We start from the raw sequence: 26,356 nt of genomic DNA, 5'->3' as shown, positions 1-26,356 counted from the left end.
GACCAAAGGACGACTGGAAATGCCGGGTCCCGACAGGGCGCCCGAAATTTTTCAAGGAGTCGTTTCTGTCTCGTCCTGTGACGACGGCCGGTCGAACAGGCCGAAGAACAGGGTCGAGGCGTAGAGGCGGATGGCCTCCGGCGCTCCCAAGGGGGCCGCCCAGTGCCTGAGCTCGTAGGCGGCATTGAGCAGCGGCATCAGGGACTGGCTGGCGACCAGCGGGTCGATCGGGGCGATCGAGCCTTGGGTGATGCCGTCGATGATCAGGCCGGCGAAACGGGTCGCCAGCATGTTCGAGCGCTCGACCACCTGGGCGCGCAGATCCTCGGGCAGGGCTTGCAGCGCGGTGGTGCGCAGCAGGGGGGCGGCGGTCGCCGAAAATTGGATTTCGAGCAGGGTGGCGGTGGCCGAAGCGAGGCGGTCGAGATAGTTGTCGCCGGCCAGGGCGGCCTTGCGCTGGGCCAGGGCCAGGGTGTCCAGGCTGTGGCGGAAGCAGGCCAGCACCAAGTCGTCCTTGGCGTCCAGGTGGTGGTAGAAGCTGCCCTTGGTGACGTTGAGCTCGGAGGCGATGCGATCGACCGAGGCGCCGCGATAGCCGCGCTCGTTGATCAGCCGGGTCGCCGCGACCAGGAAATGCCGCCGCGCCGTGTCTTCCTCGGGCTCGTCCAGGGTTTGCAGCCGGGGCGCCCAACACGTGCCCGAAGGGGCGAGGCCAAGCGCGTAGAGTTCCAGCAGGCGCCGGCGGATCCGGTCGTAATCTTCGACCTCGTAGAGCGGCAGCCAGGCCTGGAGCCAGAACACGGTTTCCAGCAGGACATGGGCCCGCGCCGTGCGCAGGGCGCGGCGGCCCTCGCTGCCGTCGCTGTCCCAGAAGTGGCGGACCCGGCGATAGATCCGGAAATAGCGTGCCATCAACTGGCCGCGCATCGGCTCGTCCAGGGCCCGCAGGTCGGACAGGCGGGCGACCGGCTGTTCCTGGTTGTTGCGGATGCGGGTCAGCATGTCGAAATTCAGCTCGACATAGCGGGTGACCCGGGCGCGGGCGTCCCCTTCCGCCTCGGCGGTGGCGACCAGGACATCGAGCCGGTCGAGCGCGCGGTCGAAGCAGGCGCCGGCCAGCAGGTCCTTGCGCTTGAAATAATAGGTGACGCTGGTGGTGCTCAGGCCCACGCTTTCGGCCACGTCGGCCAGCGCCATGCCCTTGATGCCGCGCTGGTTGATCTGCACGGCGGCGGCGTCGACGATCAGGTCGCGCTTGCGCTGGAAGCGGCTGGTTTCGGCGGTGATGTCGCCCGTCTCGATGGTCACGCGGCGGTCTCGGTGAACAGGGCTTGCAGATCCTTTTTCATGATCTTGCCATTGGCGTTGCGCGGCAAGGTCCGGGTCTGGAAGACGATGCGCACCGGCACCTTGAACGGGGCGAGGCGGGTGCGCAGGAAGGCCAGCAATTCCTCGGGCGCGGCGCGGGCGCCGGGCGCCAGGTGGATGACGGCGGCCGGCACCTCGCCCAGCGTGCGGTGGGGCAGGCCGATCAGGGCGGCATCGGTGACACCGGGATAGTCGTAGAGGACGTTCTCGACCTCGATCGAATAGATGTTCTCGCCGCCGCGGATGATGATGTCCTTGGCGCGGTCGACGATATAGCAGAAGCCTTCCGCGTCGACCCGGGCCAGGTCGCCGGTCTTCACCCAGCCGTCGATGAAGCTGGCCGCGGTCGCTTGCGGGTTGTTCCAGTAACCTTTGACGACCTGGGGCCCCTTGGCCCACAACTCGCCGACCTCGCCTGTGGGGAGTTCGTGCGAACCGTCCAGGGACATGATCTTCAGGTCGGCGACGGCGACCGGCGGGCCGCAACTGTCGGGGCGGTTCAGGTAGTCCTCGGCGGCGTGGTGGGTGAAGGTGGCCGAGGTTTCGGTCATGCCCCAGCCATTGCCCGGGACCGCCTTCAACTCGCCTGCGATCTGGCGCACCAGTTCCGGTGCCGACGGGGCGCCGCCATAGGCGATCGATTCCAGGCTGGAGAGATCGAAGCGGTGACGTTCGGGATGTTCCAGGATCTGCCAGGCGATGGTGGGCACGCCGCCGGTGGTGGTGACCTTCTCGCGCTCGATCAGTTCCAGCGCCTTGAGGGCATCCCACTTGCGCATCATCACCAGGGTGGAGCCGCTGGCCAGCGCCGCCATCAGCCCGGCATTGCAGGCGGTGACGTGGAACAGCGGGATGACCAGCAGGTTCACCTTGGGCACCGGCGCCGGGATCGCCTCGCCCCGGCGCAAGATCGAGCGGGCGGCGGAATAGGCGCTGGACAAGGGGTTGGTCAGGGCGTTGCGGTGGGTGCCCAGGGCACCCTTGGGATTACCCGTGGTGCCTGAGGTGTAGAAGATCGACATGTCGTCGTCGGGCGACAGGTCGGCCGGCGGCAGGTCCAGGTCCGGCAGCAGGGCCCATTCGCCGCTCCGGCCGATGATGCCCTCCAGCGACTGGGGGCCCTTGGCGCCGCGGCAGACGATGACCTGTTCGAGGGCCGGGAGGGCGGGCAGGTGGGGCGCGATCCGCTCGTGGCGCTCGCCGTCGCAGACCAGCAGGCGGGCACCCGAATCGGCCAGGCCGTAGTCCAGTTCGACCCCTGTCCACCAGGCGTTCAGCGGCACGGCGATCGCGCCTACGCAGGCGGCGGCGCAATAGATCACCGCCCATTCGGGCAGGTTGCGCAGGGCAAGCGCCACCCGGTCGCCCTTTTTCACGCCCCGATCGACCAGGTAGGCGGCAAAGGCGGCGGTCGCGCGGTAGAAGGCATCGTAGGTGACGCGCTCGTCCTCGTAGACGGCGAACAGGCGCTGGCCATGGGTTCGGGCGATGGCGACAAGGTCGGGCATGGCGGGCGGGGCATTCTTCCAGACCCGGGTGACCTCGCCCCGTATGGTGCGCTCCTCCATCTCGAAGCGGGCGCCGGGCGCGGTCAGGATCGCCTGCGCCTGCCCCAGCGTCACTGCCGGCCACTGTCCCGTCATTCCACCCATTTCCTATCTTCGGTGTGCGGTTTACCCGACTTGGCCCAACTCTAGCGCCGGTCTCAAGGGCTTTGCAAAGGGGCAAAGCCGCGGCTTGCGATTTGATGGCGAAAGTGATTTAGAAGGTCGGGTATGCCGCAAAGCAAAAGCAAGGCGGGGGAGAGAAAGCATGATCACCACCGAGCGCCAGGGAAATGTCCTGGTCATCGTGTCGAACAATCCGCCGGTCAACGCGCTCGGCCAGAAGGTGCGCCAGGGCCTTCTGGCCGGGATCGAGGCCGCCGCGGCGGATGCGTCGATCGATGCGGTGGTGATCCGCTGTGACGGCACTACATTCTTTGCAGGCGCCGACATCACCGAATTCGGCAAGCCGCCGATGGGGCCGGACCTCAACAAGGTCATCAACCTGTTCGAGGACAGCCGAAAGCCGGTGATCGCCGCCATCCACGGCACCGCCCTGGGCGGCGGGTTGGAGGTGGCGCTGGCCTGCCACTACCGCGTGGCCGTGCCCTCGGCCAGGCTGGGCCTGCCGGAAGTGAAGCTGGGCCTGATCCCCGGCGCCGGCGGCACCCAGCGCCTGCCCCGCGTGGTGGGCGTCGCGGCGGCCCTGCCCATGGTGGTGGGCGGCGATCCGATCAATGCCAAAAAGGCCGCCGAGATTGGCCTGGTCGATCGCGTCGTAAGCGAGGGGAAGTTGCCCGAGGAAGCGGTGGCCTTTGCCCGCGAGGTGGTCGGCAAGCCATTGCCCGTATCGTCCAGGCGCACCGACAGGCTGGCCGATGCGGTCAAGGATCCGGCGGTGTTCGACAATTTCCGCCGCGAGCAGGGCCGCAAACTGCGCGGTTTCGAGGCGCCGGAGGCGGCGATCCAGGCGGTGAAGGCGGCGGTGGAACTGCCCTTCGACGCCGGCATGGCCAGGGAACGCGAGCTGTTCCTGAAGCTGATGGCGGGCGACCAGTCCAAAGCCCAGCGCCACCTGTTCTTTGCCGAGCGGGCGGCCAACAAGATCGAGAACCTGGGGCCAGGCACGCCGCTGATCCCCATCAACAAGGTGGGCATCCTGGGCGCCGGCACCATGGGCGGCGGCATCGCGATGAATTTCCTCTCTGCCGGGATCCCGGTGACCCTGCTGGAGCGCGAGCAGGCGCCGCTCGACCGCGGCATTGCCACCATCGCCAAGAATTATGAACGCCTGGCCCAGCGCGGCAGCCTGACACCTGAAAAGGTCGAGGCGGCCATGGCCCTGATCACCCCGACCCTGTCCTTCGAGAGCCTCGCCGACTGCGACCTGGTGATCGAGGCGGTGTTCGAGAACATGGACATCAAGAAGGAGGTGTTCACCAAGCTGGATGCAGTGGTGAAGCAGGGCGCGATCCTGGCCTCCAATACCTCCTATCTGAACGTGGACGAGATCGCAGCGATGACCAAGCGGCCCGAGTTCGTGCTGGGCCTGCATTTCTTCTCGCCCGCCAACATCATGCGCCTGCTGGAAGTCGTGCGCGGGGCCAAGACCTTGCAGTCGGTGCTGGCGACGGCCATGGCGCTGTCGCGCAAGATCAACAAGATCGCGGTGGTCTCGGGCGTCTGCTACGGCTTCATCGGCAACCGCATGCTCTCGCCGCGCCAGCGCGAGGCGCAGAAGCTGATCCTGGAAGGGGCCAAGCCCTGGGATGTCGACCGGGTGCTGACCGATTTCGGCTTCCCCATGGGGCCGTTCCAGATGGCCGACCTGGCCGGCCTCGACATCGGCTGGAGCAAGGAAGCCTCGAAGAGTTCCACCGTGCGCGAAGTGCTGTGCGAGCGTGACCGCCGCGGCCAGAAGACCGGCAAGGGTTTCTACGATTACGACGAGAACCGCCGCGGCACGCCCTCGGCCGAGGTCGAGGAGATCATCGCCGGCTTCATCGTCCAGTCGGGCAAGCCGCCGCGGGCAATCGATGACCAGGAGATCCTGGAACGCCTGCTGTATCCCATGGTGAACGAGGGCGCCAAGATCCTGGAAGAGGGCATGGCCCAGCGGGCCTCGGACATCGACGTGGTGTGGATCAACGGCTATGGCTGGCCGGTCTTCACCGGCGGGCCGATGTTCTGGGCCGACACCATCGGCTTGGCCAAGATCGTCGAGGGCCTGAAGCGGCACGCCGCCCTGCTGGGCCCCGAGTTCAGCCTGTCGAAACTGCTGGAAGACAAGGCCGCCCAGGGCGGCAGGTTCAACGGCTGAGCAATCCAATATCGTCATCCCGGCTCAAGGCCGGGATGACGCCTTAGGGGGCGGGGAGAAAACGATGAGCGACCTGGAAACTTTCCGTGTTGAGACGCGGGCTTGGCTGGAGGAAAACTGCCCGCCCGCCATGCGCCAGCCGGTGCGCAGCGAGGACGATGCCTGCTGGGGCGGGCGTAACGCCAAGTTTTCCAGCCCCGACCAGAAGCTGTGGCTGGACCGGATGGCGGCCAGGGGCTGGACCGTGCCCGACTGGCCCAAGGAATACGGCGGCGGGGGCCTGAGCCCGGCGGAGGCCAAGATCCTGCGCGGCGAGATGGCGAGGCTCGGCTGCCGCTCGCCGCTGCAGAGCTTCGGCATCTGGATGCTGGGGCCGGCCCTGCTGAAATACGGCAACGAGGCGCAGAAGCAGGAACATCTCCCGAAGATCGCGCGCGGCGAGATCCGCTGGTGTCAGGGCTATTCCGAACCCAACGCCGGTTCCGACCTCGCCAGCCTGGCGACCAGCGCCGAGGACATGGGCGACCATTTCCTGGTCAACGGCCAGAAGATCTGGACCAGCTATGCCGACAAGGCGGACTGGATCTTCTGCCTGGTGCGCACCGATAGGAGCAGCAAGCACAACGGCATCAGCTTCGTGCTGTTCGACATGGCCTCGCCCGGGGTCTCGACCAAGCCGATCCTGCTGATCTCGGGCTATTCGCCGTTCTGCGAGACCTTCTTCGACAATGTGAAGGTGTTGAAGGAGAACCTGGTCGGCGAGCTCAACAAGGGCTGGGACGTCGCCAAATACCTGCTGGGTCACGAGCGCGAGATGATCAGCGGCATGGGCCTGGGCGATACCGCCAAGTTCCTGCCCGAAACTGCGCTGAAGACCGTGGGGCGGGACGAGCAGGGCCGGCTGGACGAGCCGGTGCTGCGCGGGCGCATCGCCCTGTTCGAGGTGCGCGCGGCGGCCTTCAAGGCGATGGCCGAACGCTTCATGGACGAGCTGAAGGCCGGCAAGGCCCATCCGGCCCAGCCCTCGATGATGAAGTACTACGGGACCGAGCTGAACAAGGCGCGGCACGAGCTGATCATGGCGGCGGGCGGTTCCGACGCACTGGAATGGGAGAGCGAGGCCTCCAAGGGGGGCGCGGCCCCAAGGGCCTGGTTGCGCACCAAGGCCAATTCGATCGAGGGCGGCACCAGCGAGGTGCAGCTCAACATCGTTGCCAAGCGCATCCTCGACCTGCCCAGCGCGTAACGGAGATAGCCATGCCCCTGTTCCTGGATGACGAGCAGACCATGCTCCGCGACAGCGCCCGCGCCTTCGTGGGCGAAACCGCCCCCGTGTCCCACATGCGTTCCCTGCGGGATGCCAAGGATCCCAACGGCTATGCGCCCGCACTGTGGAAGCAGTTCGCCGAGATGGGCTTCACCGGCATCCTGATCGACGAGGCTCATGGCGGTTCGGGTCTGGGCGCGGTCGAGGCCGGCGTGGTGCTGGAGGAAATCGGCCGCAACCTCACCCCGTCGCCGTTCCTCGCCACCGCGGTGGGCGCGGTCGAGGCGTTGAACGCCGGCTCGGCCGCCCAGCGCGAGCGCTGGTTCCCGGCGATCCTGGCGGGCGACGCGGTCGCGGCCCTGGCGATCGACGAGCGGGCCAAGCACCGGCCGGCGTCGACGGCCTTGCGGGCGGAGCGTTCGGGCAACGGCTTCAAGCTGTCGGGGACCAAGCGCTTCGTCACCCACGGCCACGTCGCCGACCTGCTGGTCGTCGCGGCACGCACCGCCGGTGCCGCGGGCGAGATGGACGGCATCACCCTGTTCGCGGTCGAGAAGGGCGCTGCCGGCCTGCAGGCAAAGCCCGAGCGGCTGGCCGATGCCAGCCTGGCGGCGGCGATCGATTTCGACGGTGTCCGGGTCGAAGCGGATGCGGTGATCGGCGAGATCGATGCCGGATGGGCCCCGCTCACCCGCGTGCTGAACGGTGTGCGCGTCGGCGCCTCGGCCGAGTTGCTGGGGGTCGGCGCCGGGGCCATGGACATGACGGTGGGCTATCTCAAGGAGCGCAAGCAGTTCGGCCAGACCATCGGCGCCTTCCAGGCCTTGCAGCACCGGGCGGCCCACCTCTATTCGGAAATGGAGGTGGCGCGCGCCGCCGTGCTCAAGGCCCAGCAACTGCTGGATGCGGGCGATGCCCGGGCGGAGGAGGCGGTGATGGTGGCCAAGGCCATGGCCGGCCTTGCGACCACGCTCGCGGTGCAGGAAGGTGTGCAGATGCATGGCGGCATCGGCATGACCGACGAATACAGCATCGGCTTCTACATGAAGCGCGGCCGGGTGCTGGCGGAAATGTTCGGCGACGCCGATTATCACGCCGATCAACTGGCAAGGCGCGCAGGGTACTGAGATGGATGGCGAGTTCGGGCTGACAGCGGCGGAACTGGTCGAGCGGATGGTGCGTCTGCTCGATGTCGAGGAAATCGATACCGATCTCTATCGCGGCCCCCGCTCCATCCGCCCCAATATGCAAGGGCGGGTGTTCGGCGGCCAGGTCATCGCCCAGGCCCTGGTCTCGGCCAGCCGGTCGGTCGAGGAGGGGCGGGTCGCCCATTCCCTGCACGCCTATTTCATGCGCGCCGGCGATCCCGCGCACCCCATCATCTATCAGGTCATGCGCGATTACGACGGGCGCAGCTTTGCCACCCGCCGGGTGGTGGCGCTTCAGCACGGCAAGCCGATCCTGAACCTCGCGGCCTCGTTCCAGGTGCCGGAGGGCGGCATGGCGCACCAGGCGGCGATGCCCGAGGTGCCGTTGCCCGAAGCGCTGATGTCGGAAGCGGACTATTGGGCGCAGCACGGCGACAGCCTGCGCCCGGGTGTGAAGGACAACCTGATCCAGCCCCGCCCGGTCGAATTCCGCATCGTGCATCCCCCGGTGCGGGGCCCAAGGCCGGCGCAGCAACGCGGCTGGTTCCGCGCGGCGGCGCCGCTGGGCGACGATCCGGCCCTGCACCGGGCGGTGCTGGCCTTCGCCTCCGACATGATGCTGCTGCACACCTCGACCCTGCCGCACGGGGTGAGCTGGATGACGCACAGCGTGCAGACGGCGAGCCTGGATCACGCCCTGTGGCTGCACGAGGATTTCCGTGCGGACGACTGGCTGCTCTATGCGACGGAAAGTCCCTGGGCCGGCCATGCCCGCGGCTTCAACCGCGGCCAGATCTTCGCCCGCGACGGCCGCCTGGTGGCCAGCGTCACCCAGGAAGGCCTGATCAGGATGCGCGGGTAGCCGGCGCTAAGGCAGAAGGCTCGAAAGGCGGACTTCGCAGCGCAGGCCGTGCGGCGCTACCTCGTGCAGCACGATGCTGCCGCGGTGCAGGCGAACCACCTGCTCGACGATCGAGAGCCCCAGGCCGCTCCCGCTCTCTTCATGGGCGAGGCGGGTGAAACGCTCGAAGACACGCTTTCGTTCGGCCGCGGGTATCCGGGGCCTGTGTCGGCGACCTCCAGCACGACGGTCCCCGGCGGCTCGAGGCGCAAGGCGACGGATATGCCGCCGCCCGCGGGGGTATAGCGTATGGCATTGTCGATGAGGTTGCGGACCAGCATCGCCAGGGCACCGGCATGGCCCTTCACCCGGATGGCGGATGCGATGTCCGCGGTGAAATCCTGATCCTTGTCGATCGCGGCGGGCGCCAGGTCGCGGGCGATGTCCTCCGTCAGGGCCGAAAGGTCCACCGGCTCGAAGCGGTCGGCGGCGCCTTTGAGGCGCGTGACGAGCAGAAGTTGGTCGATCACCCCGGCGGCGCGATCCGCCGCGGCGTTCAACTCGGCCAGGATTTCCTGCCGGGCCGGATCGCCGGCCAGCGCTCGTTCGGCGATCTGGGCGCGGGTCTTCAGGGCCGCCAGCGGCGTGCGCAGCTCGTGGGCGGCATTGTCGGTAAATTCCCGTTCGCGGTCGAGCGTCGCGCGCAGGCGGGCGAGCAGGCGGTTGATCGCCGCGAACAGGGGAACGATCTCGGCCGGGATGCGATGGCCGCCCAGGGGATGAAGATCGTCGTCGTCGCGCGAATCGATCTCCCGGGAGATCTGCTTCATCGGATGCAGCGCGGCGGCGATCCGGGCATAGGCGATGATGCAGACGATGGCGACCAGCAGCAGAAGGGCAAGGCCCAGGCTGCGTGCCACCTGCCAGGTCAGCGCCGCGCGCAATTCTTGCGGTTCCGCCACTTCGACGGTGATCGGCAGCTCGGGATGGCGCAGCCCGAAGCGCCGCCACTCCTGTCCGTCGGCAACATGGTCGCTGAACCCGGGTGAGGGTGGTGCCCCGGCGGCCGGGACCGCCCCCGACTGGGTAACGACAAGCGTATCAGACCAGATGCGGAAGCCCGTGCGCGCGCCGAGCAGGCGGTTCAACCTTTCGGAGTCGGCCGGTTCGATGAAGCCGAGCACTTCGCTCTCGGCCGCCTCGTGCTTGGCAAGCAGCAGGATGAACGCCGCCTCCTGCTGCATCTGATCATCACGCAGGGCCGATATCGACTCATGGGCCAGCCAGATGGCGATGCCCGCGACCACGGTCACGGCCAGCAGCAGGGGGACGATCAGGGCGACCAGGGTCGCCCGGCGGAGCGAATAGGTCTTCACGGTCGTTTCGGCATCATGTAGCCGAGCCCCCGCACGGTCCTGATCCTGTCCCGCCCGATCTTGCGCCGCAGGTGGGAGACATGCACCTCGACCGTGTTGCTCTCGGCCACCTCGTCGGCGCTGTAGAGGCGCTCCTCGATCTGGTTCTTGCTGACCACCCGGCCTCGGTTGGCGAGCAGGATGTCGAGCACGGCAAGCTCCCGGGCCGACAGATGCAGCGGCTCGCCGGCCAGCGACGCCGTGCGGGCGGCCGGCTCATAAACCAGATCGCCCTGCTCGATCAGCGGGGAGGCCCGGCCCTGGGCACGGCGCAGGATCGCTTCGCAGCGGGCGATCAGTTCATTGAGGTCGAAGGGCTTGGTCAGGTAATCGTCGGCACCGGTGTTGAGGCCGGCCAGGCGATCCTGAATTGCGTCACGCGCCGTCAGGATCAGTACCGGCAGCTTGTTGCCCTGCCGCCGCTCGCGCTTGAGCAGGTCGAGGCCGGAGCCGTCGGGCAGGCCGAGGTCGAGCACGGCAAGGTCGAACCCGTCCGTGGCCAGGGCGGCCTCGGCATCGGCCACGGTCTTGACCCATTCGACCTGGAAGCGCGGGCGCAGGCCGTCGGCGATGGCCTTGCCCAGCATCCGGTCGTCTTCGATCAGCAGCAACGTCATCTTGTCGCAGCCCCGCGGGCCCCTCTCGTCTTCAGCCAGGCTTCAGTTTCGTCGGCTACAGGTCGGACAAGTGGCGGGTAGAGCATGCGGGCCATCCCTAAAGGGGCGGTTTCGCCCATCCCCTGTTCTGCACGCCGGAGACGTTCGACAGGAGTGCCCGATGCCGGCGCCACAGACCAAGGCTTTTCTCGACGCAGCCCTCCTCAGCGGCAATGCGGCGCAGTTCCTGCCCGTCGCGCCCGGCGACTTTTCCAACACCCTGGGCACCGGCCCCGTGGCGGGTTGGCTGACCGCCATCGGCGACCTGAACGGCGATGGCCGGGCCGATATCATGATCGGCGCCCCTGGCGATGACGACAAGGCGCCCGATGCGGGCCGTGTCTTCATTCATGTCGACCCGATCACCGCGGGGGCCACCCTGACCTTGGGAGACTCGCTGACCGACATCGTGATCGACGGGGTGAACGCCGGCGACCGGGCCGGTGCGGCAGTCGGCCGCGCAGGCGACCTGAATGGCGACGGCCTTGCCGAATTCCTGGTCGGCGCGCCGGGTATGGAAAAGGGTGCCGCCGTCGATGCCGGCGCCGCCTTCGTCCTATGGGGGCCGGCCGCGCCGGGCAACATCGACCTGAATGATCCCTTCACCGCCGGCGGTAAGGGCTACGTGATCAAGGGCGAGGCGGCGGGCGACGCCGCCGGCACCACCCTCCTGTCCGTAGGCGACCTGAACGGTGACGGCAAGGCCGACGTGCTGGTCGGCGCCCCCGGCAATGATGCGGGGGGCACGGATGCCGGTGCGGCCTATGTCGTCTGGGGCAAGAGCACGAACAGCGCGGTCAGCCTGAACAATGTCGCCGCGGGCACCGGCGGCTTCAAGATCATCGGCGCGGATGGCGGTGACGCGGTCGGCAGCGTCCTCGCACCGTGGGCGACCTGAACGGCGACGGCAAGGCCGAGATCCTGGTCGGCATGCCGGACTCCAAGGCCGGCGGCAACAATTCGGGCGCCGTCTATGTGGTCTTCGGCAAAGGCACCGGCACGGCGGTCGACCTGGCCGATGTCGCCGCCGGCGTCGGCGGCTTTCGCATCAAGGGCGTCACGGACGATGACGCGGGCGCCGCCGTTTCGGGCCTGGGCGACGTCAACGGCGACGGCCTGGGCGACATCCTGGTGGGGGCGCCCCGGTCGGACAGCGCCTATGTGGTGTTCGGCAAGGCTGACGGCACCGAGGTCGACCTGGGCGACGTGCGGCTGGGCGTTGGCGGCTACCGTATCCTGGCCGAGGATGTCGGTGATCTCGACATGCTGTCGGTTACCGGCGGCGGCGACTTCAATCGCGACGGCATCGGCGATCTGGTGATCGGCGCGGCCAACAACAGCGAGGGCGGCTCGGATGCCGGCGCGGTCTATGTCGTCTGGGGCGGGTCCAGCGGCACGATCGACCTGGCGCAGGTGGCCCAGGGGTTCGGCGGCGCCAAGGTGGTGGGGGCGGCGGGCAGCCTGACGGGCGCCAGCGTCTCGGTCGGGCCCGATCTGAACGGCGACGGCGCGGTGGACCTGATCATCGGGGCGCCCGGCTCGGGCGAGAGCGTCTACACGCTGTTCACCCCGGCAAGCTGGCAGCCCGACATGAATATCTACGGCACCGCGGGCGACGACGTCATCGGGCCGGGCTACGGCGGTGCCCACGTGGTGGGCGAGAGCGCGGATTCGATCCTGGCGCTCGGCGGCAACGACACGGTCAGCGGCGGTGGCGGCAACGACTCGATCGAAGGCGGCGCGGGCAATGACACGCTGAACGGCGAGGCGGGCGACGACAAGCTGGACGGCGGCACGGGCGCCGACGTCATGGCGGGCGGCGCCGGCAACGACAGCTACGTCGTCGACAACGCCCTGGACCAGGCCAGCGAGCTGGCCGGCGAGGGGACCGACAGTGTCACCGCTTCGGTCAACTACACCCTGGGCGCCAATGTCGAAAACCTGATCCTGACCGGCGCGGCGCGGGTGGGTACCGGCAACGCCCTGGCCAACACGATCACCGGCACCGCCGGCAACGACACGCTGGATGGCGCCGCCGGGGCCGACGCCATGATCGGCGGTGCGGGCAACGACGGCTACAAGGTCGACAATGCCGGCGATGTCGTCACCGAAGCCGCCGGCGGCGGCACCGATACCATTACGGCCTCGATCAACTACACGCTTGCCGCCAATGTCGAAAACCTGGTCCTGACCGGCGCGGCGCGGGTGGGTACCGGCAATGCCCTGGCCAACACGATCACCGGTACCGCCGGCAACGACACGCTGGACGGCGGGGCCGGCGCCGATACCCTGACCGGCGGCGCGGGCAACGACGCCTACAGCGTCGACAATGGCGGCGATATCGTCGTCGAACTGGCCGGGGGCGGCACCGACACCGTCACAGCAAGCGTCGCCTTCACGCTGGCCGCCAATGTCGAAAACCTGGTCCTGGCCGGGGGCGCGCGCTCGGGCATCGGCAATGCGCTCGACAACACGATCACCGGCACCGCCGGCGACGATACGCTGGACGGGGCTGCCGGGGCCGACATGCTGATCGGCGGGGCGGGCAACGACAGCTACAAGGTCGACAATGCCGCCGACGTGATCGTCGAGGCGGCGGGCCAAGGCACCGACACGGTGATCGCCGGCATCGACTACCTACTGGGCGACAACGGGGTGGAAAACCTGGTCCTGACCGGGGCGGCGCGCTCGGGCACCGGCAATGCCGGCAGCAACGCCATCACGGGGACGGCAGGCAACGACACGCTGGATGGCGGGGCCGGGCGGACACGCTGACGGGCGGTGCCGGCGACGACCGCTACATCCTGGACAATATCGGCGACACGGTCGCGGAACTGGCGGGCGGCGGCAGCGATACCGCGGTGGCGGGCGTCAGCGTCAGCCTGGCCGCCAATGTGGAGAATCTGGAACTGTCGGGCGAGGGCACGACAGGCACCGGCAACGGGCTGGACAACCGGCTCGCCGGTGCGGCGGGCCACCAGACCCTGGCCGGTGGCGATGGTGCCGACACGCTGGATGGCGGCGTGGGGGCCGACACCATGATCGGCGGCGCGGGCGACGATACCTACTACGTGGACGATGCCGGCGACCTCGTGATCGAGGATGCTGCGGGCGGCGTCGACACGGTGGTCTCCGCCTTCGACGTGACCTCCATTGCCGCCAATATCGAAAACCTCCGCCTGACCGGCACCGCTCACAGCGCGGTCGGCAATGCCGGCGACAACCGGCTGTCGGGCGGCGACGGCGACGACACGCTCGACGGCGGCGACGGCGACGACCTCGAGCTGGGCGGCGACGGCGACGACACGCTGGTCTCCCGGGCGGGGGTCGATACCCTGTCGGGCGGCAGCGGCGACGACCGCTATGTGCTCTCGGGCGGTTCCGCCCATGTCGAAGACTTCCTGGGGCACGACACGATCGATTGCAGCGAGGCCGAAGGCGACAGCTATATCGACCTGTCGGGCGAGACCGCCAGCAGCGTCGAAGGCCAGTCCTGCGACCTGGGGCAGGGCGGCACCACGGCCGGCCCGCTCGACGTCCAGTTCCTGCAGGATCTGAGCGGTTCCTTCGGCGACGACATCGCCACCGTGCGCGGCCTGGTGCCTTCCATCGTGACCGCCCTGCGCGGCGTGCAGACGGACAGCCTGTTCGGCGCCTCGACCTTCATCGACAAGCCGGTTTCGCCTTTCGGCGCGGCGGGGGAATGGGTCTATGCCCAGGCGCTGGGCCTGACGGCCGATACCGCGGCCCTGACGGCGACCTACAACGGCATGGTGATCCGCAACGGCGCCGACGAGCCCGAATCCCAGATCGAAGCCCTGATGCAGCTCGCGCTGCACGCGGGCGACGTCGGCTACCGGGCGGACTCGGCGCGTTTCGCGGTGCTCTTCACCGATGCCCCCTTCCACCAGGCGGGCGACGGTGCCGCCGGCGGCATCACCACGCCCAACAACGGCGACGGGCTGACCCCCGGCAACGGCGCGCTGGAGGACTATCCGACCATTGCCCAGCTTTCGGTGGCCCTCACCGCGGCGAACCTCATCCCCATCTTCGCGATCGCCAACGGTTACGAGTCGGTCTACCAGGGCCTCGTCACGACCCTGGGGCGGGGCGCGGTGGTGACCCTGACTGCCGACAGCAGCAATGTCGTCGCGGCGATCACCACGGGCCTGACCGCGGCGACCACCACCCGCATCGAGGATGCGGTGGGCGGTGCCGGCGGCGACACGATCAAGGGCGGCGTCGAGGACAACCACCTGTGGGGCGGTGCCGGGGGCGATACGCTCGACGGCGCCTCGGGCGACGACACGCTGGAAGGCGGGGTGGGTGACGATGCCATCCACGGCGGTGCCGGCGACGATATCGCGGTCTTCGGCGGTGCGTGGGCCGATTACGACATCAGCGAGACGGCGGGCGTGCTCGCCGTGGCGGACCGGCGCGCCGGCGGCGATGGAACGGACAGCGTCGACGGCGTCGAGCACGTCGCCTTCGCCACGGGAACCTTCACGGCGGCCGACATCGTCAACAGCGGCCCGGCGGCGGCGGACGACATCGGCGCCTCCCTGCGCGAAGCGGGATCGGGCGAGACCAGTGCGCCGCCGGCTACCGGCAACGTGCTGGCGAACGACAGCGACGTGAACCTGGCCACGGCAGGCCTGGGCGAGGTACTGACGGTCGCGGCCGCACGGGCCGGGGCCAGCGCCGCGTCCGGCGTCTTCCAGGCAGTGGGCGGGGCGACCGGTATCGACGGCCTCTACGGCCGGCTGACCATCAACGCGGACGGCAGCTACAGCTATGCGCTCGACGACAGCCGCCCGGCGACCCAGGCGCTCGCCACCGGCGACCTTGTGCGGGACATCTTCACCTATCGGGTGGCGGATCTGCACGGGGCGACCGACACGGCCGAACTTTCCTTCGCCGTCAGCGGCACCACCGATGCGGCGACCGCGGCGGTGACGGCGGCAAGCGACAAGCTGCTGGTGACGGTCGGCCTCGACTCCGCCCTGGCGGCGTCGGTGCTGCTCGCCAACGACAAGGTGGTGCCGGGCGAGACCCTCACCGTTACCGGCATCTCGAACGCTGTGGGGGTCACGGTGACGCTGGTCGACGGCCGCCTGGTCATCAATGCTGCCGGCGCTGTGGCCGGCTTCGACTATGCGGTGGCCAGTGCTTCGGGCGGCACCGCCGCCGGCCATGTCACCCTGGCCGGCATCACGACCACCGACGCGGCCGAGCGTCTCTCGACCGGCGGCAGCTATGCGGCGGCGGACCTTCAGGGCCGCGGCGGCAACGACACGCTGACCGGCGGCAACGGCAATGACCGGATCCTGGGCGACCTGGGCAGCGATCGCCTGACCGGCGGCGCCGGCGACGACCTGCTGGTGGGCCTGGCCGGGCACGACACGCTGATCGGCGGCACCGGCGCCGATCGCATGGAAGGCGGCCTCGACGCCGACTCCTATGTCGTGGACGATGTTGGCGACCTGGTGGCGGAACTGCTGGGCGAGGGCAGCGACAGCGTCTCGACCAGCCTCGCCGCCTATACCCTCACCGCCAATGTCGAGAAGCTGAAGGCGACCGGGGCCGGCGCCTTCACCGGCACCGGCAACGAACTCGCCAATATCATTACGGGCGGTTCCGGCGACGACCTGCTCCTTGGCCTCGGGGGCAAGGACCGCCTGGTCGGCGGCCTGGGCAACGACACGCTGGCGGGCGGGGCGGCAGCCGACAGCCTGACCGGCAGTGGCGGCGGCGACCTGTTCCGCTTTGATGCGCTGAGTGATCTGAGCACCCGCCAGACCACCTCCGACACAGTGGCCGATTTCTCGTCGGCGGAAGGCGACCGGCTCGATCTCGGCCGCATCGATGCCGACAGCATCTCGGCGGGCGACCAGGCCTTTGCCTTCATCGGCACGGCGGCGTTCGGTCATCATGCGGGCGAGCTGCGCTATGTTGCCGGTACCGGCTCGTCCGCGGTCTATGGCGATGTCGACGGCAACGGCGTGGCCGATTTCATGCTCACCCTTGCCGGCGTTGCCGCGCTGGCGAGCACGGACTTCCTGCTGTAGGGGAAAGGGCCCCGCCGATGGCGGGGCCCTTTCGTCACTCAGCCGGTGCCGCTGCCAGGTGCGGGACCTCGCCGTGCTGTTTCAGGGCTTTGTTGCCCGTCACCCGGCGCAGCAGGACGTAGAACACGGGGGTGAGGAAGATCCCGAACAGGGTCACGCCCAGCATGCCTGAGAACACCGCGACACCCATGGCGTGGCGCATCTCGGCACCCGCCCCGGTCGACAGCACCAGGGGCACCACGCCCATGATGAAGGCGAGCGAGGTCATCAGGATCGGGCGCAGGCGCAGGCGGCTGGCCTCGATCGCGGCCTGGATGGGCGTTCGTCCGGCGAATTCCAGCTCGCGGGCGAATTCCACGATCAGGATCGCGTTCTTCGCCGACAGGCCGACCAGCACGATCAGGCCGATCTGGGTGAAGATGTTGTTGTCACCGTCCGACAGCCACACCCCGGTCAGTGCCGCGAGCAGGCCCATGGGCACGATCATGATGATCGACAGGGGCAGGGTCAGGCTTTCGTACTGGGCTGCCAGCACCAGGAAGACCAGCAGGATGGCGACCGGGAACACCAGGATCGCCGAATTGCCCGCCAGGATCTGCTGATAGGTGAGCTCGGTCCATTCGAAGCCGAAGCCCTTGGGCAGGGTCTCGGCCGCGATGCGGTCGACGGCTGCCTGCGCTTCGCCCGTCGAGTAACCGGGCGCGGCCCCGCCGTTCACGTCGGCCGAGAGGAAGCCGTTGTAGCGGATGGCGCGTTCCGGCCCGGCGCTGGGCTCGACGTTCAGCAGGGCCGACAGCGGCACCATCTCGCCGGTGTTGGAGCGGACCTGCAGGCGGCCGATATCGTCGGCCCGGGCGCGGAAGGCGGCGTCCGCCTGCACCCGCACCGAATAGGTCCGGCCGAACTTGTTGAAGTCGTTCACATAGAGCGAGCCCAGATAGATCTGCAGGGTATCGAACACGTCGGTCACCGCCACACCCAGTTGCCGCGCCTTGGTGCGGTCGATATCGGCATAGAGCTGGGGCACGTTCACCTGGAAGCTGGAGAACAGGCCGGCCAGTTCAGGGGCCGTCGCCGCCTTGGCCATGAAGGCCTGGGTCGCCTCGTTGAGCGCGTCATAGCCCAGGCCCGCCTGGTCCTCGATCTGCAGCTTGAAGCCGCCGATGGTCCCCAGCCCCTGCACCGGCGGGGGCGGGAACATGGCGATGAAGGCATCCTGGACGTGGGCATATTTCTGGTTCAGGGCGGCTGCGATGGCGGCCCCGCTCAGCTCGGGCGATTCCCGGTCGGCGAAGGGCTTGAGGCCGACGAAGACAATGCCGGCGTTGGACGAGTTGGTGAAGCCGTTGATGGAGAGGCCGGGGAAGGCGATGGCGTTCTCGACACCGGGCTGTTCCAGGGCGATCTCGCTCATGCGCCGGATGACCTCTTCAGTCCGGTCCAGGCTGGCGGCATCGGGCAATTGGGCAAAGCCCACCAGATACTGCTTGTCCTGGCCCGGCACGAAACCGCCGGGAATAGCGCGGAACAGGAACACGGTGGCGCCGATCAGCACCAGGTACAGGCCCATCATCACCGCCTTGCGCGAGACGATGCGGGTGACGCCGGTGCCGTAGGCCTGCGACGCGCGGCCGAAGAAGCGGTTGAAGCCGCGGAAGAACCAGCCCAGCGCCTTATCCAGGAAACGGGTCAGGCCGTCCTTGGGCGCGTCATGACCCTTCAGCAGCAGGGAGGCCAGGGCCGGCGACAGGGTCAGCGAGTTGACCGCCGAAATCACGGTCGAAATCGCGATGGTCAGGGCGAACTGCTTGTAGAACTGGCCGGTGAGGCCGCTGATGAAGGCCAGCGGCACGAATACGGCGATCAGCACCAGGGCGATGGCGATGATCGGGCCCGAGACCTCGCGCATCGCCTTGTAGGTCGCCTCGCGCGGGTTGAGGCCGTGCTCGATATTGCGCTCGACGTTCTCGACCACGACGATGGCGTCGTCGACCACGATGCCGATCGCCAGTACCAGGCCGAACAGGCTGAGCGCGTTGATCGAGAAGCCGAACAGGTGCATCACCGCGAAGGTGCCGATGATCGAGATCGGCACGGCGACCAGCGGGATGATCGAGGCGCGCCAGGTCTGCAGGAACACCACGACGACGATGACCACCAGCAGCACCGCCTCCAGCAGGGTGTGCACGACCGCGTCGATCGAGGCGCGGACGAACTGGGTGGTGTCGTAGACGATCGAATAGTCGACGCCTTCGGGCATGTTCTGCTTGATCTGCGCCATCACCTCGCGAACCTTGTCGGAGATGGCGATGGCGTTGGAGCCCGGCGCCTGGAACACCGGCACGGCGACCGCGTCCTTGTTGTTGAGGAGCGAGCGCAGGGCGTAATCCGAGGCGCCCATCTCGATCCGCGCCACGTCGCGCAGGCGGGTGACCTCGCCATTCGCCCCGGTCTTCACCACGATGTCGCCGAATTCCTCCTCGCTGGTCAGGCGGCCCTGGGCGTTGACCGACAATTGCAGGTCGATGCCCGGCACGCTGGGCGAAGCACCCACCACGCCGGCGGCGGCCTGGACGTTCTGGGCGCGGATCTCGTTGACGACATCGCTGGGCGACAGGCCCCGCTCGGCCATCTTCTGCGGGTCGAGCCAGATGCGCATGGAATAGTCGCCCGAGCCGAACAGTTGCACCTGGCCGACGCCGTCGATGCGCGCCAGCCGGTCCTTGACGTTGAGGACGGCATAGTTGCGCAGATAGGTCATGTCATAGCGCCCGTTGGGCGAGGTCAGGTGCACCACCAGCATCAGGTCGGGCGAGCTCTTGATCGTGGTGACGCCCAGGCGGCGAACTTCCTCGGGCAGGCGCGGCTCGGCCTGGGAGACGCGGTTCTGCACCAGTTGCTGGGCCTTGTCCGGGTCGGTGCCCAGCTTGAAGGTAACCGTCAGGGTCATCAGGCCGTCGGTGGTGCCCTGGCTGCTCATGTAGATCATGCCTTCGACACCGTTGATCGCCTCCTCGATGGGCGTGGCGACGGTTTCGGCGATGACCTTGGGGTTGGCGCCGGGATACTGCGCGCGTACCACCACCTGGGGCGGTACCACTTCCGGGTATTCGGAAATCGGCAGGACCCGCAGGGAAAGGAGGCCGGCCAGGAAGATGAGGACCGAGAGCACGCCGGCGAAGACGGGGCGATCGATGAAGAATTTGGAGAGGTTCATGTCACGCTCCCGTCAAGGCTGACAGTATTCGATCAGCGCTGGGCGTATTCGCCCGCGCGCGTCTGGGGGTTCATGGCGGCAAGCTGGGGGTCGACCAGGTCGCCGGGGCGGACGCGCTGCAGGCCGTTGACGACCACGCGTTCACCCGGCGTCAGGCCGCTGGTGACGATGCGCAGGCCGTCGGCCACGGCACCCAGGGTCACGTCGCGGTATTCGACCTTGTCGTCGGCGCCGACCACGAAGACGAACTTCTTGTCCTGGTTGGTGCCGACGGCGCGTTCGCTGACCACCAGGGCCGGCTGCGGCACGGCGCGGCCCAGGCGCAGGCGGGCGAACTGGCCGGGCATCAGGCGGCCGTCGACATTGTCGAAGATGGCCCGCACCCGGATCGTGCCGCTGCTGGCGTCGACCGTGTTGTCGACCAGTTGCAGGTGGCCCTTGTAGGGCGTGCCGTCGCTGGTCGCCGTGCCCATCTCGACCGGGATCTGGTCCAGATGATTGCGCGGGTCGTCGCCGGCGGGCAGGGTGCCCAGCGCCCGGGCGACAACCTGCTCGTCGACATTGAAGCTGGCATAGATCGGGTTGACCGAAACCAGCGTGGTCAACAGGGGCGTGGCGGCACCGGCGGCGATCAGGTTGCCGACGGTGATCTCCAGCCGGCCGACGCGCCCGGCCACCGGGGCACGAACCTGTGTGTAGCCCAGGCTGAGCTGGGCATCGCGCAGCACCGCCTTGGCGGCGTTCAGGTTGGCCTCGGCCTCCGAGCGGGCATTGACGCGGGTGTCGAGGTCGCGCTGGGTGATCGACTGCGACAGGGTCAGGCCCTTGGCACGGTCGAGGTCACGGGCGGCCAGCGACAGGCGGGCCTGGGCGGCGGCGACCTGGGCCTGGGCCCGTTCCACCTCGGCGGCATAGGGCGCCGGGTCGATGGTGTAGAGCAGGTCGCCGGCCGCCACCAGGGCGCCTTCCTTGAAGTGCACGGACTGGACCACGCCGGCGACGCGCGAGCGGATCTCGACCCGGTCGATGGCTTCCAGGCGGCCCGAGAATTCATCCCAGGTGATGACCTGGCGCTGTTCCACCACGGCGACCGAGACCGGCAGGGCCTGGGGCGCAGGGGCCGCGGCCTGGGGCGCCTGCCCGCTTTCCTGGCTGGCCTGGACGGCCAGGGCGGCGCCGGCAACGGTAACGGTCAGGGCGAGGCCGGCGAGCCACCAGCGGCGCTTGGACGGATTGGACATGGGGGACTCCTTTACTGAACGCGACGGTACGGGGAGTTCGAAACGGGGTCGGCGGTGTGGGCCATGGTAAAAATCCTTGAATTTTGCGATCGAGCCCCCCGCGCCTGCCGCAAGGCGGAGACGGTTTCGCCATCCGGCGCGGTGGCGCGCCGGCGGAGACGGGTCCTGGGCTGTTGTTGTGGGCAGTCAGGCGGGCACTGGCATCGCCGCTGCCGTGGTCAGGGTGAAGAAGCGGGCAAAGGCGTCGCGGACGTCCTTGGCCCAACCGGGTTCGGGGTAGGCCGTGTGGCCCAGGGCATCGGGCCAATGGCTGGGGCCGGGGAGGACCTGCTGGGTCACGGCGATGCCGGCACCCGCCAAACATCGGGCATAGGCCAGGCTTTCGTCGCGCATCGGGTCGTCTTCCGCCGTCAGCACCAGGGCCGGGGCCAGGCCCGCCAGGCGCGAGGCATTGACCGGGGCGGCATAGGGGTGGCTGGCCTTGTCGGCCGTGCCAAGGTAGCTGCGCCAGCCGTCGGCCCATTTGCAGCCGACCGGGCCGGCCTCGGCCTCGCGGATCGAGCACGAGGCCATGATCGGGTCCAGCATCGGCGACAGCAGGATCTGGCCCGAGAGTTTGGGCACCTGCTGGTCGCGGGACATCAGGGCGAGGGCGGCGGCCAGGTTGCCGCCCGCCTCCTCGCCGGCGACGAACAGCCGGCCGTGCTTGCCCGCCCACTGGGTGCGGTTCTTGTACAGGCGCTTGAGCACGTTGAAGAGCGATTGCAGCGCCCGCGGGAACGGATTGCCGCTGGCGATCGGATAATCGGCCGAGATCACCACCGCGCCGGCATCGGCCAGCATGGTAGAGACCGCGCGCCCGGTGTTCAGCGACCCGCCGATGAAGGCGCCACCATGCAGGTGCAGGACCAGGGCCCCGGCGGCGGGCACCTGAGCATTGCGATAGATGCGCACGGCCATCGACGCGGCTTCGCCGCAGTCGATGCTGTCATCCTTGCAATTCGGCTCCATGGCGGTGGCCTTGAATGGGCGGGCCCTCGCGGGGAAGGCCCTGTTGCGTTGCGATGGAAGGTAAGTCTTCTCTGGTTGCCAATAAATACCCAGTTTGCTATTTCATTTTTTCCATACGTGAATAATACCGCACCTGCGGTAGGAGTGTGCGATGGACCAGCTCGCCGCCATGCGGTCGTTCGTTCGGGTGGTGGAGGCTGGCACCTTCACCCGCGCCGCCGACCTGCTCGAAATGCCCAAGCCCACGGTGACCAAGCTGATCCAGGGGCTGGAGGCGCATCTCAATACCAAACTGTTGAACCGGACGACGCGCAGCGTGACCGTCACCGCCGACGGCGCCGCCTATTACGAGCGGGTGGTGCGCCTGCTGAACGACCTCGACGAGATCGACGGCGGCATGACCGTGTCCCAGAGCAAGCCCAAGGGCAAGCTGCGGGTCGATGTCCCGGGCAGCATCGCCCATCTGGTGATCATCCCGGCCCTGCCCGCCTTCCATGCGGCCTATCCCGAGATCCAGCTCGACCTCGGCGTTTCCGACCGGCGGGCCGACCTCTTGACCGAGAATGTCGACTGCGTGGTGCGTGTGGGCGAGTTGAGCGACACCTCGCTGATCGCCCGGCGGGTGGGGGAGATGACCACCGTGACCTGCGCGGCGCCCGCCTACATCGCAAGCCACGGCGCGCCCACGCACCCCAGGGACCTGGAGCGCGAGCACCAGGTGGTGGGCTTCTTTACCGCCCGTGCCGGCCGTTCCGTACCCTTCAACTTCGTGCGCGGTGCCGAACGCCTGGAGATCAACGGCCGCTGTGCCGTCGCCGTCAACGAAGGCAAGGCCTACCTGCTGGCCGGGCTGGTCGGCTTGGGCGTGCTCCAGGTGCCGGTGTTCATGGCGCGCTGCTATCTGAAATCCGGCGAACTGGTGCCGGTGATGCCCGATTGGCAATCGGAAGCCAAGCCGCTGCATGTGGTCTATCCACCCAACCGGCACCTGAGCAACAAGGTCCGCGTCTTCGTCGACTGGGTCGCTGGCCTGTTCGCCCGGGAAGATTTCGGTTCGCAGCGGTTGTGAGCCCCGACCGTCATCCCGGCGAAGGCCGGGATCCATGCCGATGCAGCACGAGATCCCGGGTTGGCCTGGTTCTGCAATACCACGCGTTCCACGCCGATGGATCCCGGCCTTCGCCGGGATGACGGCGGTGGGGTGTTACCCCAAATCCAGCGGCAACTGCTCGGTCTCTTCGCGTTCCTCGGTGGAGAGGTTCGAGAGGGAGACGCCCAGCAGGCGGATCGGCTTGGGCAGGGGATAGATGCTGCGCACCAGGTCGACGCTGACCGCCTCCAGGGTCGCGCGGTCGATGACGGGCACGGCGACCGTGTGGCTGCGGGTGCTTTGCTGGAAGTCGGCATATTTGATCTTCACCGTCACCGTCCGCCCGGTGACACCGGTCTTCTCGCAATATTCCCAGACCTCGGCGGCCTGGCCCAGCACGCCGGCCTCGACCGCCGCCGGTTCGCGCAGGTCCTGAAAGTAAGTGGTCTCGGAGCCGATCGACTTGCGCGGCCGGTCGGGCACCACCTGGCGGGCATCCTGGCCGCGCGAGATGGCGTAGTAGTGGGGGCCGGCCTTGCCGAAATGGCGTTGCAGGAATTCCAGGCTCTGCGCCTTCAAATCCGCCCCGGTGAAGAGGCCCAGCTTGTTCATCTTGGCCGCGGTCACCCGGCCCACGCCGTGGAATTTGGCCACCGGCAGGGCTTCCGCAAAGGCCGCGCCCATGCCGGGCGTAATCACATATTGCCCATTGGGCTTGTTGTGGTCGGAGGCCTGCTTGGCCAGGAACTTGTTGTAGGAGATGCCGGCCGAGGCGGTCAGGCCGGTCTCGCTCAAGATCTGGGCGCGAATCTCCTGGGCGATCAAGGTGGCGGAGGCCATGTTCTTCAGGTTGGTGGTGACGTCGAGGTAGGCCTCGTCCAGCGACAGGGGTTCGATCAGCGGCGTGTACTGGGCGAAGATTTCCCGGATCTGGCGCGAGACGCCCTTGTAGACGTCGAAGCGCGGGCGGACGAAGATCAGTTCCGGGCACTGGCGCTTGGCGGTGACCGAGGGCATGGCCGAGCGGACGCCGAACTTGCGCGCCTCGTAGCTGGCGGCGGCGACCACGCCGCGCAGGGACGAGCCGCCCACCGCCAGCGGCTTGCCGCGCAGCTCGGGGTTGTCGCGCTGTTCCACCGAGGCATAGAACGCGTCCATGTCGATGTGGATTATCTTGCGGCCGTCTGCCTGAACCATCGGATTTGCGCCGTCGCCTTGCGAACAAACTAGCAACATCGTCTGAGTCGGGCAATAAAGACGATTTTCGTCTTAATCGCGCGGATTTCGTATTGGACCCGCCCCGGCCCCTTGCGGTCTAGTGCCCTCGAGAAACCGGGAGGAATCAATGGCCCCGCGCCCACGCATGCTGGAAGGCATCCGCATCATCGATCTGACCTCGGTGGTATTCGGTCCCTATTGCACCCAGACCCTGGCCGACATGGGCGCCGACGTGATCAAGGTGGAGCCGCCCGCGGGTGACCAGTTCCGCCAGGCCGGGCGCCCGGCCAAGACGCCGCTGATGGGCCCCTGCCACATGACCTTGAACCGCGGCAAGCGGTCGGTCGCCCTTGATCTCAAGAACCCTGAAGATCACAAGACCATGGCCGACCTGCTGGCCAGTGCCGATGTCTATGTCCATAACGTGCGCGGTCAGGCGATGGAGCGGCTGGGCTTCGGCTACGAGGCGGTGAAGGCGCTCAACCCCGATATCATCTACGTCCATTGCGTCGGCTTCGGTTCGGACGGGCCCTACGCCGATCTCCAGGCCTATGACGATGTCATCCAGGCGACGACCGGCACTGCCACCCTGTTGCCGCGGGTCGATGGCAATCCCCGGCCGCGCTATATCCCCTCGCTGATCGCCGACAAGGTGGCGGGGCTGCACGGCGCTTATGCGGTGCTGGCGGCCTATATTCACCGCCTGCGCACGGGCGAGGGGCAGTTCGTCGAAGTGCCGATGTTCGAGGCCTTCACCCAGTTCATGCTGGAGGAACATCTGTTCGGCGCGGTGTTCGACCCGCCGACCAGCCCGGTCGGCTATGCCCGCCAGATCGACCCGGATCGCCAGCCGTTCCCGACCAAGGATGGTTACATCAGCATCGTGCCCTATACCGACCAGAGCTGGGCCAAGGTCTTTGCCGTGCTGGGCAAGCCGGAAGTGCTGGATGACGAGCACCTGGCCAATCCGATCCTGCGCATGAAGAATTCGGCGCTGCTCTACCAGGCCGTCGCCGAACTGACCCCGGCCAGGACCAGCGCCGAATGGATGGTGGCGCTCAATGCCGAGCAGATCCCGGCCATGCCGGTGCGGGACTTGAGCGATATCATGGCCGACCTGCACCTGAAGGCGGCAGGCTTCTTCCGCCGGCGCGAGCACCCGAGCGAGGGTGCCTATTTCGAAATGCGGCCGCCGGTGCGCTTCGCCGCGGCGCCTGACATCGCCATCGAGCCGGCCCCGCGCGTGGGCGAGCATACCGCCGCCATCCGGGCCGAGCTGGGCCTGGCCAAAAAAAGCGCCTGAGGGGCGGGAGGAGTTACTGGTGGTCACCCTGTATCATTGTGCCCGGGCACGCTCGTTCCGCGCCTTGTGGACGCTGGAAGAGCTCGGCCTGCCCTACGAGCTGAAGATCATGCCGTTTCCGCCCCGCGCCCGGCAGGAAGGCTATCTCGACCTCAATCCCCTGGGCACGGTGCCCAGCTTCATCGACGATCAGGGCAAGCTGATGACCGAATCCGCGGCCATCTGCCACTATCTCGTCACCCGCCATGGCCCGACGCCACTGGCTGTAACGCCTGACGAGGCCGACTATGGCCCCTATCTGAATTTCCTGCACATGGGCGAGGCGACCCTGACCTTCCCGCAGACCATCGTGCTGCGCTATACCATGCTCGAGCCCGAGGAGCGCCGCCTGCCGCAGGCGGCCGAGGACTATGCCAAGTGGTTCCTGTCGCGCCTGCGCGCCGCCGCCACCCTGATCGGCCCCGAATTCGTCTGTGCCGGGCGCTTCACCGCGGCCGACATTTCCTTCGGCTATGCGCTGAAACTGGCCGGCCTCTTGGGGCTGGCCGGCGAATTCCCGGAAAACATCAAGGACTACTGGGCGCGGATCAGCGACCGCGACGCCTATCGCCGCGCCGAGGCGGCCGAGAAAAACGTATAGAGGCCGATC

The 26,356-nt window shown here is 68.0% G+C and carries 17 protein-coding genes and 1 pseudogene; 10 read left to right on the top strand and 8 right to left on the bottom strand.

What is annotated here, in order from left to right; translation table 11 throughout:
* Positions 1–51: 51 nt before the first annotated feature.
* Together D3874_RS25745 and D3874_RS25740 are read right to left on the bottom strand one after the other, a co-directional pair.
* Positions 52–1,308, bottom strand: a complete 1,257-nt coding sequence (locus tag D3874_RS25745; protein ID WP_119782591.1) for a TetR/AcrR family transcriptional regulator — start codon at positions 1,306–1,308, stop codon at positions 52–54.
* Positions 1,305–3,011, bottom strand: coding sequence for a class I adenylate-forming enzyme family protein (locus D3874_RS25740; protein WP_199699356.1), 1,707 nt, complete (start codon positions 3,009–3,011; stop codon positions 1,305–1,307). The genes D3874_RS25745 and D3874_RS25740 overlap by 4 nt, the downstream gene beginning before the upstream one ends.
* Before the next feature lie 169 nt (positions 3,012–3,180).
* Here D3874_RS25740 and D3874_RS25735 point away from each other — a divergent pair, with 169 nt between their 5' ends.
* The 4 genes from D3874_RS25735 to D3874_RS25720 all read left to right on the top strand — a co-directional run bounded on the left by D3874_RS25735 (position 3,181) and on the right by D3874_RS25720 (position 8,509).
* Positions 3,181–5,232, top strand: a complete 2,052-nt coding sequence (locus D3874_RS25735) for a 3-hydroxyacyl-CoA dehydrogenase NAD-binding domain-containing protein (protein ID WP_119782589.1) — start codon at positions 3,181–3,183, stop codon at positions 5,230–5,232.
* 64 nt (positions 5,233–5,296) lie between these two features.
* The gene (locus D3874_RS25730) at positions 5,297–6,478 is read left to right on the top strand and encodes an acyl-CoA dehydrogenase family protein (protein ID WP_119782588.1); all 1,182 of its coding nucleotides are present in this window, start codon (positions 5,297–5,299) and stop codon (positions 6,476–6,478) included.
* A gap of 11 nt (positions 6,479–6,489) precedes the next feature.
* Positions 6,490–7,626 carry an acyl-CoA dehydrogenase family protein gene (locus D3874_RS25725; protein ID WP_119782587.1) on the top strand — a complete coding sequence of 379 codons (1,137 nt, stop codon included), beginning with the start codon at positions 6,490–6,492 and terminating at the stop codon, positions 7,624–7,626.
* Position 7,627: 1 nt separating this feature from the next.
* Positions 7,628–8,509: an acyl-CoA thioesterase gene (locus D3874_RS25720; protein ID WP_119782586.1), complete on the top strand. Its 882-nt coding sequence runs from the start codon at positions 7,628–7,630 to the stop codon at positions 8,507–8,509.
* Between the two features lie 6 nt (positions 8,510–8,515).
* On the opposite strand, the pseudogene D3874_RS25715 reads toward D3874_RS25720, so the two are convergent.
* Together D3874_RS25715 and D3874_RS25710 are read right to left on the bottom strand one after the other, a co-directional pair.
* Positions 8,516–9,801 (bottom strand): annotated as a pseudogene (locus D3874_RS25715) (ATP-binding protein).
* Between the two features lie 59 nt (positions 9,802–9,860).
* Positions 9,861–10,520: a response regulator gene (locus tag D3874_RS25710; RefSeq protein ID WP_119782584.1), complete on the bottom strand. Its 660-nt coding sequence runs from the start codon at positions 10,518–10,520 to the stop codon at positions 9,861–9,863.
* 160 nt (positions 10,521–10,680) lie between these two features.
* Here D3874_RS25710 and D3874_RS25705 point away from each other — a divergent pair, with 160 nt between their 5' ends.
* The 3 genes from D3874_RS25705 (at position 10,681) to D3874_RS25690 (ending at position 16,627) form a co-directional block, all read left to right on the top strand.
* A complete protein-coding gene (locus D3874_RS25705) occupies positions 10,681–11,457 on the top strand; it encodes an integrin alpha (protein ID WP_158596225.1) in 777 nt (258 codons plus the stop codon).
* Complete coding sequence (locus D3874_RS25700) at positions 11,445–13,334, top strand: FG-GAP repeat protein (protein ID WP_119782582.1); 1,890 nt, start codon at positions 11,445–11,447, stop codon at positions 13,332–13,334. The genes D3874_RS25705 and D3874_RS25700 overlap by 13 nt, the downstream gene beginning before the upstream one ends.
* 86 nt (positions 13,335–13,420) lie before the next feature.
* Complete coding sequence (locus D3874_RS25690) at positions 13,421–16,627, top strand: VCBS domain-containing protein (RefSeq protein ID WP_119782581.1); 3,207 nt, start codon at positions 13,421–13,423, stop codon at positions 16,625–16,627.
* Between the two features lie 34 nt (positions 16,628–16,661).
* Here the strand turns inward: D3874_RS25690 and D3874_RS25685 are convergent, their stop codons facing one another.
* The 3 genes from D3874_RS25685 to D3874_RS25675 all read right to left on the bottom strand — a co-directional run bounded on the left by D3874_RS25685 (position 16,662) and on the right by D3874_RS25675 (position 22,096).
* Positions 16,662–19,844, bottom strand: a complete 3,183-nt coding sequence (locus D3874_RS25685) for an efflux RND transporter permease subunit (protein ID WP_119782580.1) — start codon at positions 19,842–19,844, stop codon at positions 16,662–16,664.
* 32 nt (positions 19,845–19,876) lie between these two features.
* Positions 19,877–21,085, bottom strand: coding sequence for an efflux RND transporter periplasmic adaptor subunit (locus tag D3874_RS25680; protein ID WP_119782579.1), 1,209 nt, complete (start codon positions 21,083–21,085; stop codon positions 19,877–19,879).
* A 186-nt stretch (positions 21,086–21,271) separates the two neighbouring features.
* Complete coding sequence (locus D3874_RS25675; protein ID WP_119782578.1) at positions 21,272–22,096, bottom strand: alpha/beta hydrolase; 825 nt, start codon at positions 22,094–22,096, stop codon at positions 21,272–21,274.
* Between the two features lie 151 nt (positions 22,097–22,247).
* Between D3874_RS25675 and D3874_RS25670 the strand changes: the two genes are divergently transcribed.
* Entirely contained in the window at positions 22,248–23,165 is a 918-nt protein-coding gene (locus D3874_RS25670; RefSeq protein WP_119782577.1) for a LysR family transcriptional regulator, read from the top strand.
* Between the two features lie 135 nt (positions 23,166–23,300).
* On the opposite strand, the gene dinB is transcribed toward D3874_RS25670, so the two are convergent.
* Entirely contained in the window at positions 23,301–24,383 is a 1,083-nt protein-coding gene (gene dinB, locus D3874_RS25665) for a DNA polymerase IV (protein ID WP_119782576.1), read from the bottom strand.
* A 148-nt stretch (positions 24,384–24,531) separates the two neighbouring features.
* Here dinB and D3874_RS25660 point away from each other — a divergent pair, with 148 nt between their 5' ends.
* Together D3874_RS25660 and D3874_RS25655 are read left to right on the top strand one after the other, a co-directional pair.
* A complete protein-coding gene (locus D3874_RS25660) occupies positions 24,532–25,707 on the top strand; it encodes a CaiB/BaiF CoA transferase family protein (RefSeq protein ID WP_119782575.1) in 1,176 nt (391 codons plus the stop codon).
* Between the two features lie 19 nt (positions 25,708–25,726).
* The gene (locus tag D3874_RS25655; protein WP_119782574.1) at positions 25,727–26,347 is read left to right on the top strand and encodes a glutathione S-transferase family protein; all 621 of its coding nucleotides are present in this window, start codon (positions 25,727–25,729) and stop codon (positions 26,345–26,347) included.
* Positions 26,348–26,356: the final 9 nt, after the last annotated feature.

This window comes from Oleomonas cavernae (assembly GCF_003590945.1).
In the GTDB taxonomy this organism is placed as follows: Bacteria; Pseudomonadota; Alphaproteobacteria; order Zavarziniales; family Zavarziniaceae; genus Zavarzinia; species Zavarzinia cavernae.
Note: the sequence above shows the minus strand (reverse complement) of the source record. Positions and strands in the feature narration are given on the sequence as shown.

Coding starts and splice junctions, on each gene's coding strand:
- D3874_RS25740 (WP_199699356.1), bottom strand. CDS start 3,011: ATGACGGGACAGTGGCCGGCAGTGACGCTGGGGCAGGCGCAGGCGATC.
- D3874_RS25735 (WP_119782589.1), top strand. CDS start 3,181: ATGATCACCACCGAGCGCCAGGGAAATGTCCTGGTCATCGTGTCGAAC.
- D3874_RS25730 (WP_119782588.1), top strand. CDS start 5,297: ATGAGCGACCTGGAAACTTTCCGTGTTGAGACGCGGGCTTGGCTGGAG.
- D3874_RS25725 (WP_119782587.1), top strand. CDS start 6,490: ATGCCCCTGTTCCTGGATGACGAGCAGACCATGCTCCGCGACAGCGCC.
- D3874_RS25720 (WP_119782586.1), top strand. CDS start 7,628: ATGGATGGCGAGTTCGGGCTGACAGCGGCGGAACTGGTCGAGCGGATG.
- D3874_RS25710 (WP_119782584.1), bottom strand. CDS start 10,520: ATGACGTTGCTGCTGATCGAAGACGACCGGATGCTGGGCAAGGCCATC.
- D3874_RS25705 (WP_158596225.1), top strand. CDS start 10,681: ATGCCGGCGCCACAGACCAAGGCTTTTCTCGACGCAGCCCTCCTCAGC.
- D3874_RS25685 (WP_119782580.1), bottom strand. CDS start 19,844: ATGAACCTCTCCAAATTCTTCATCGATCGCCCCGTCTTCGCCGGCGTG.
- D3874_RS25680 (WP_119782579.1), bottom strand. CDS start 21,085: ATGTCCAATCCGTCCAAGCGCCGCTGGTGGCTCGCCGGCCTCGCCCTG.
- D3874_RS25675 (WP_119782578.1), bottom strand. CDS start 22,096: ATGGAGCCGAATTGCAAGGATGACAGCATCGACTGCGGCGAAGCCGCG.
- D3874_RS25670 (WP_119782577.1), top strand. CDS start 22,248: ATGGACCAGCTCGCCGCCATGCGGTCGTTCGTTCGGGTGGTGGAGGCT.
- dinB (WP_119782576.1), bottom strand. CDS start 24,383: ATGGTTCAGGCAGACGGCCGCAAGATAATCCACATCGACATGGACGCG.
- D3874_RS25660 (WP_119782575.1), top strand. CDS start 24,532: ATGGCCCCGCGCCCACGCATGCTGGAAGGCATCCGCATCATCGATCTG.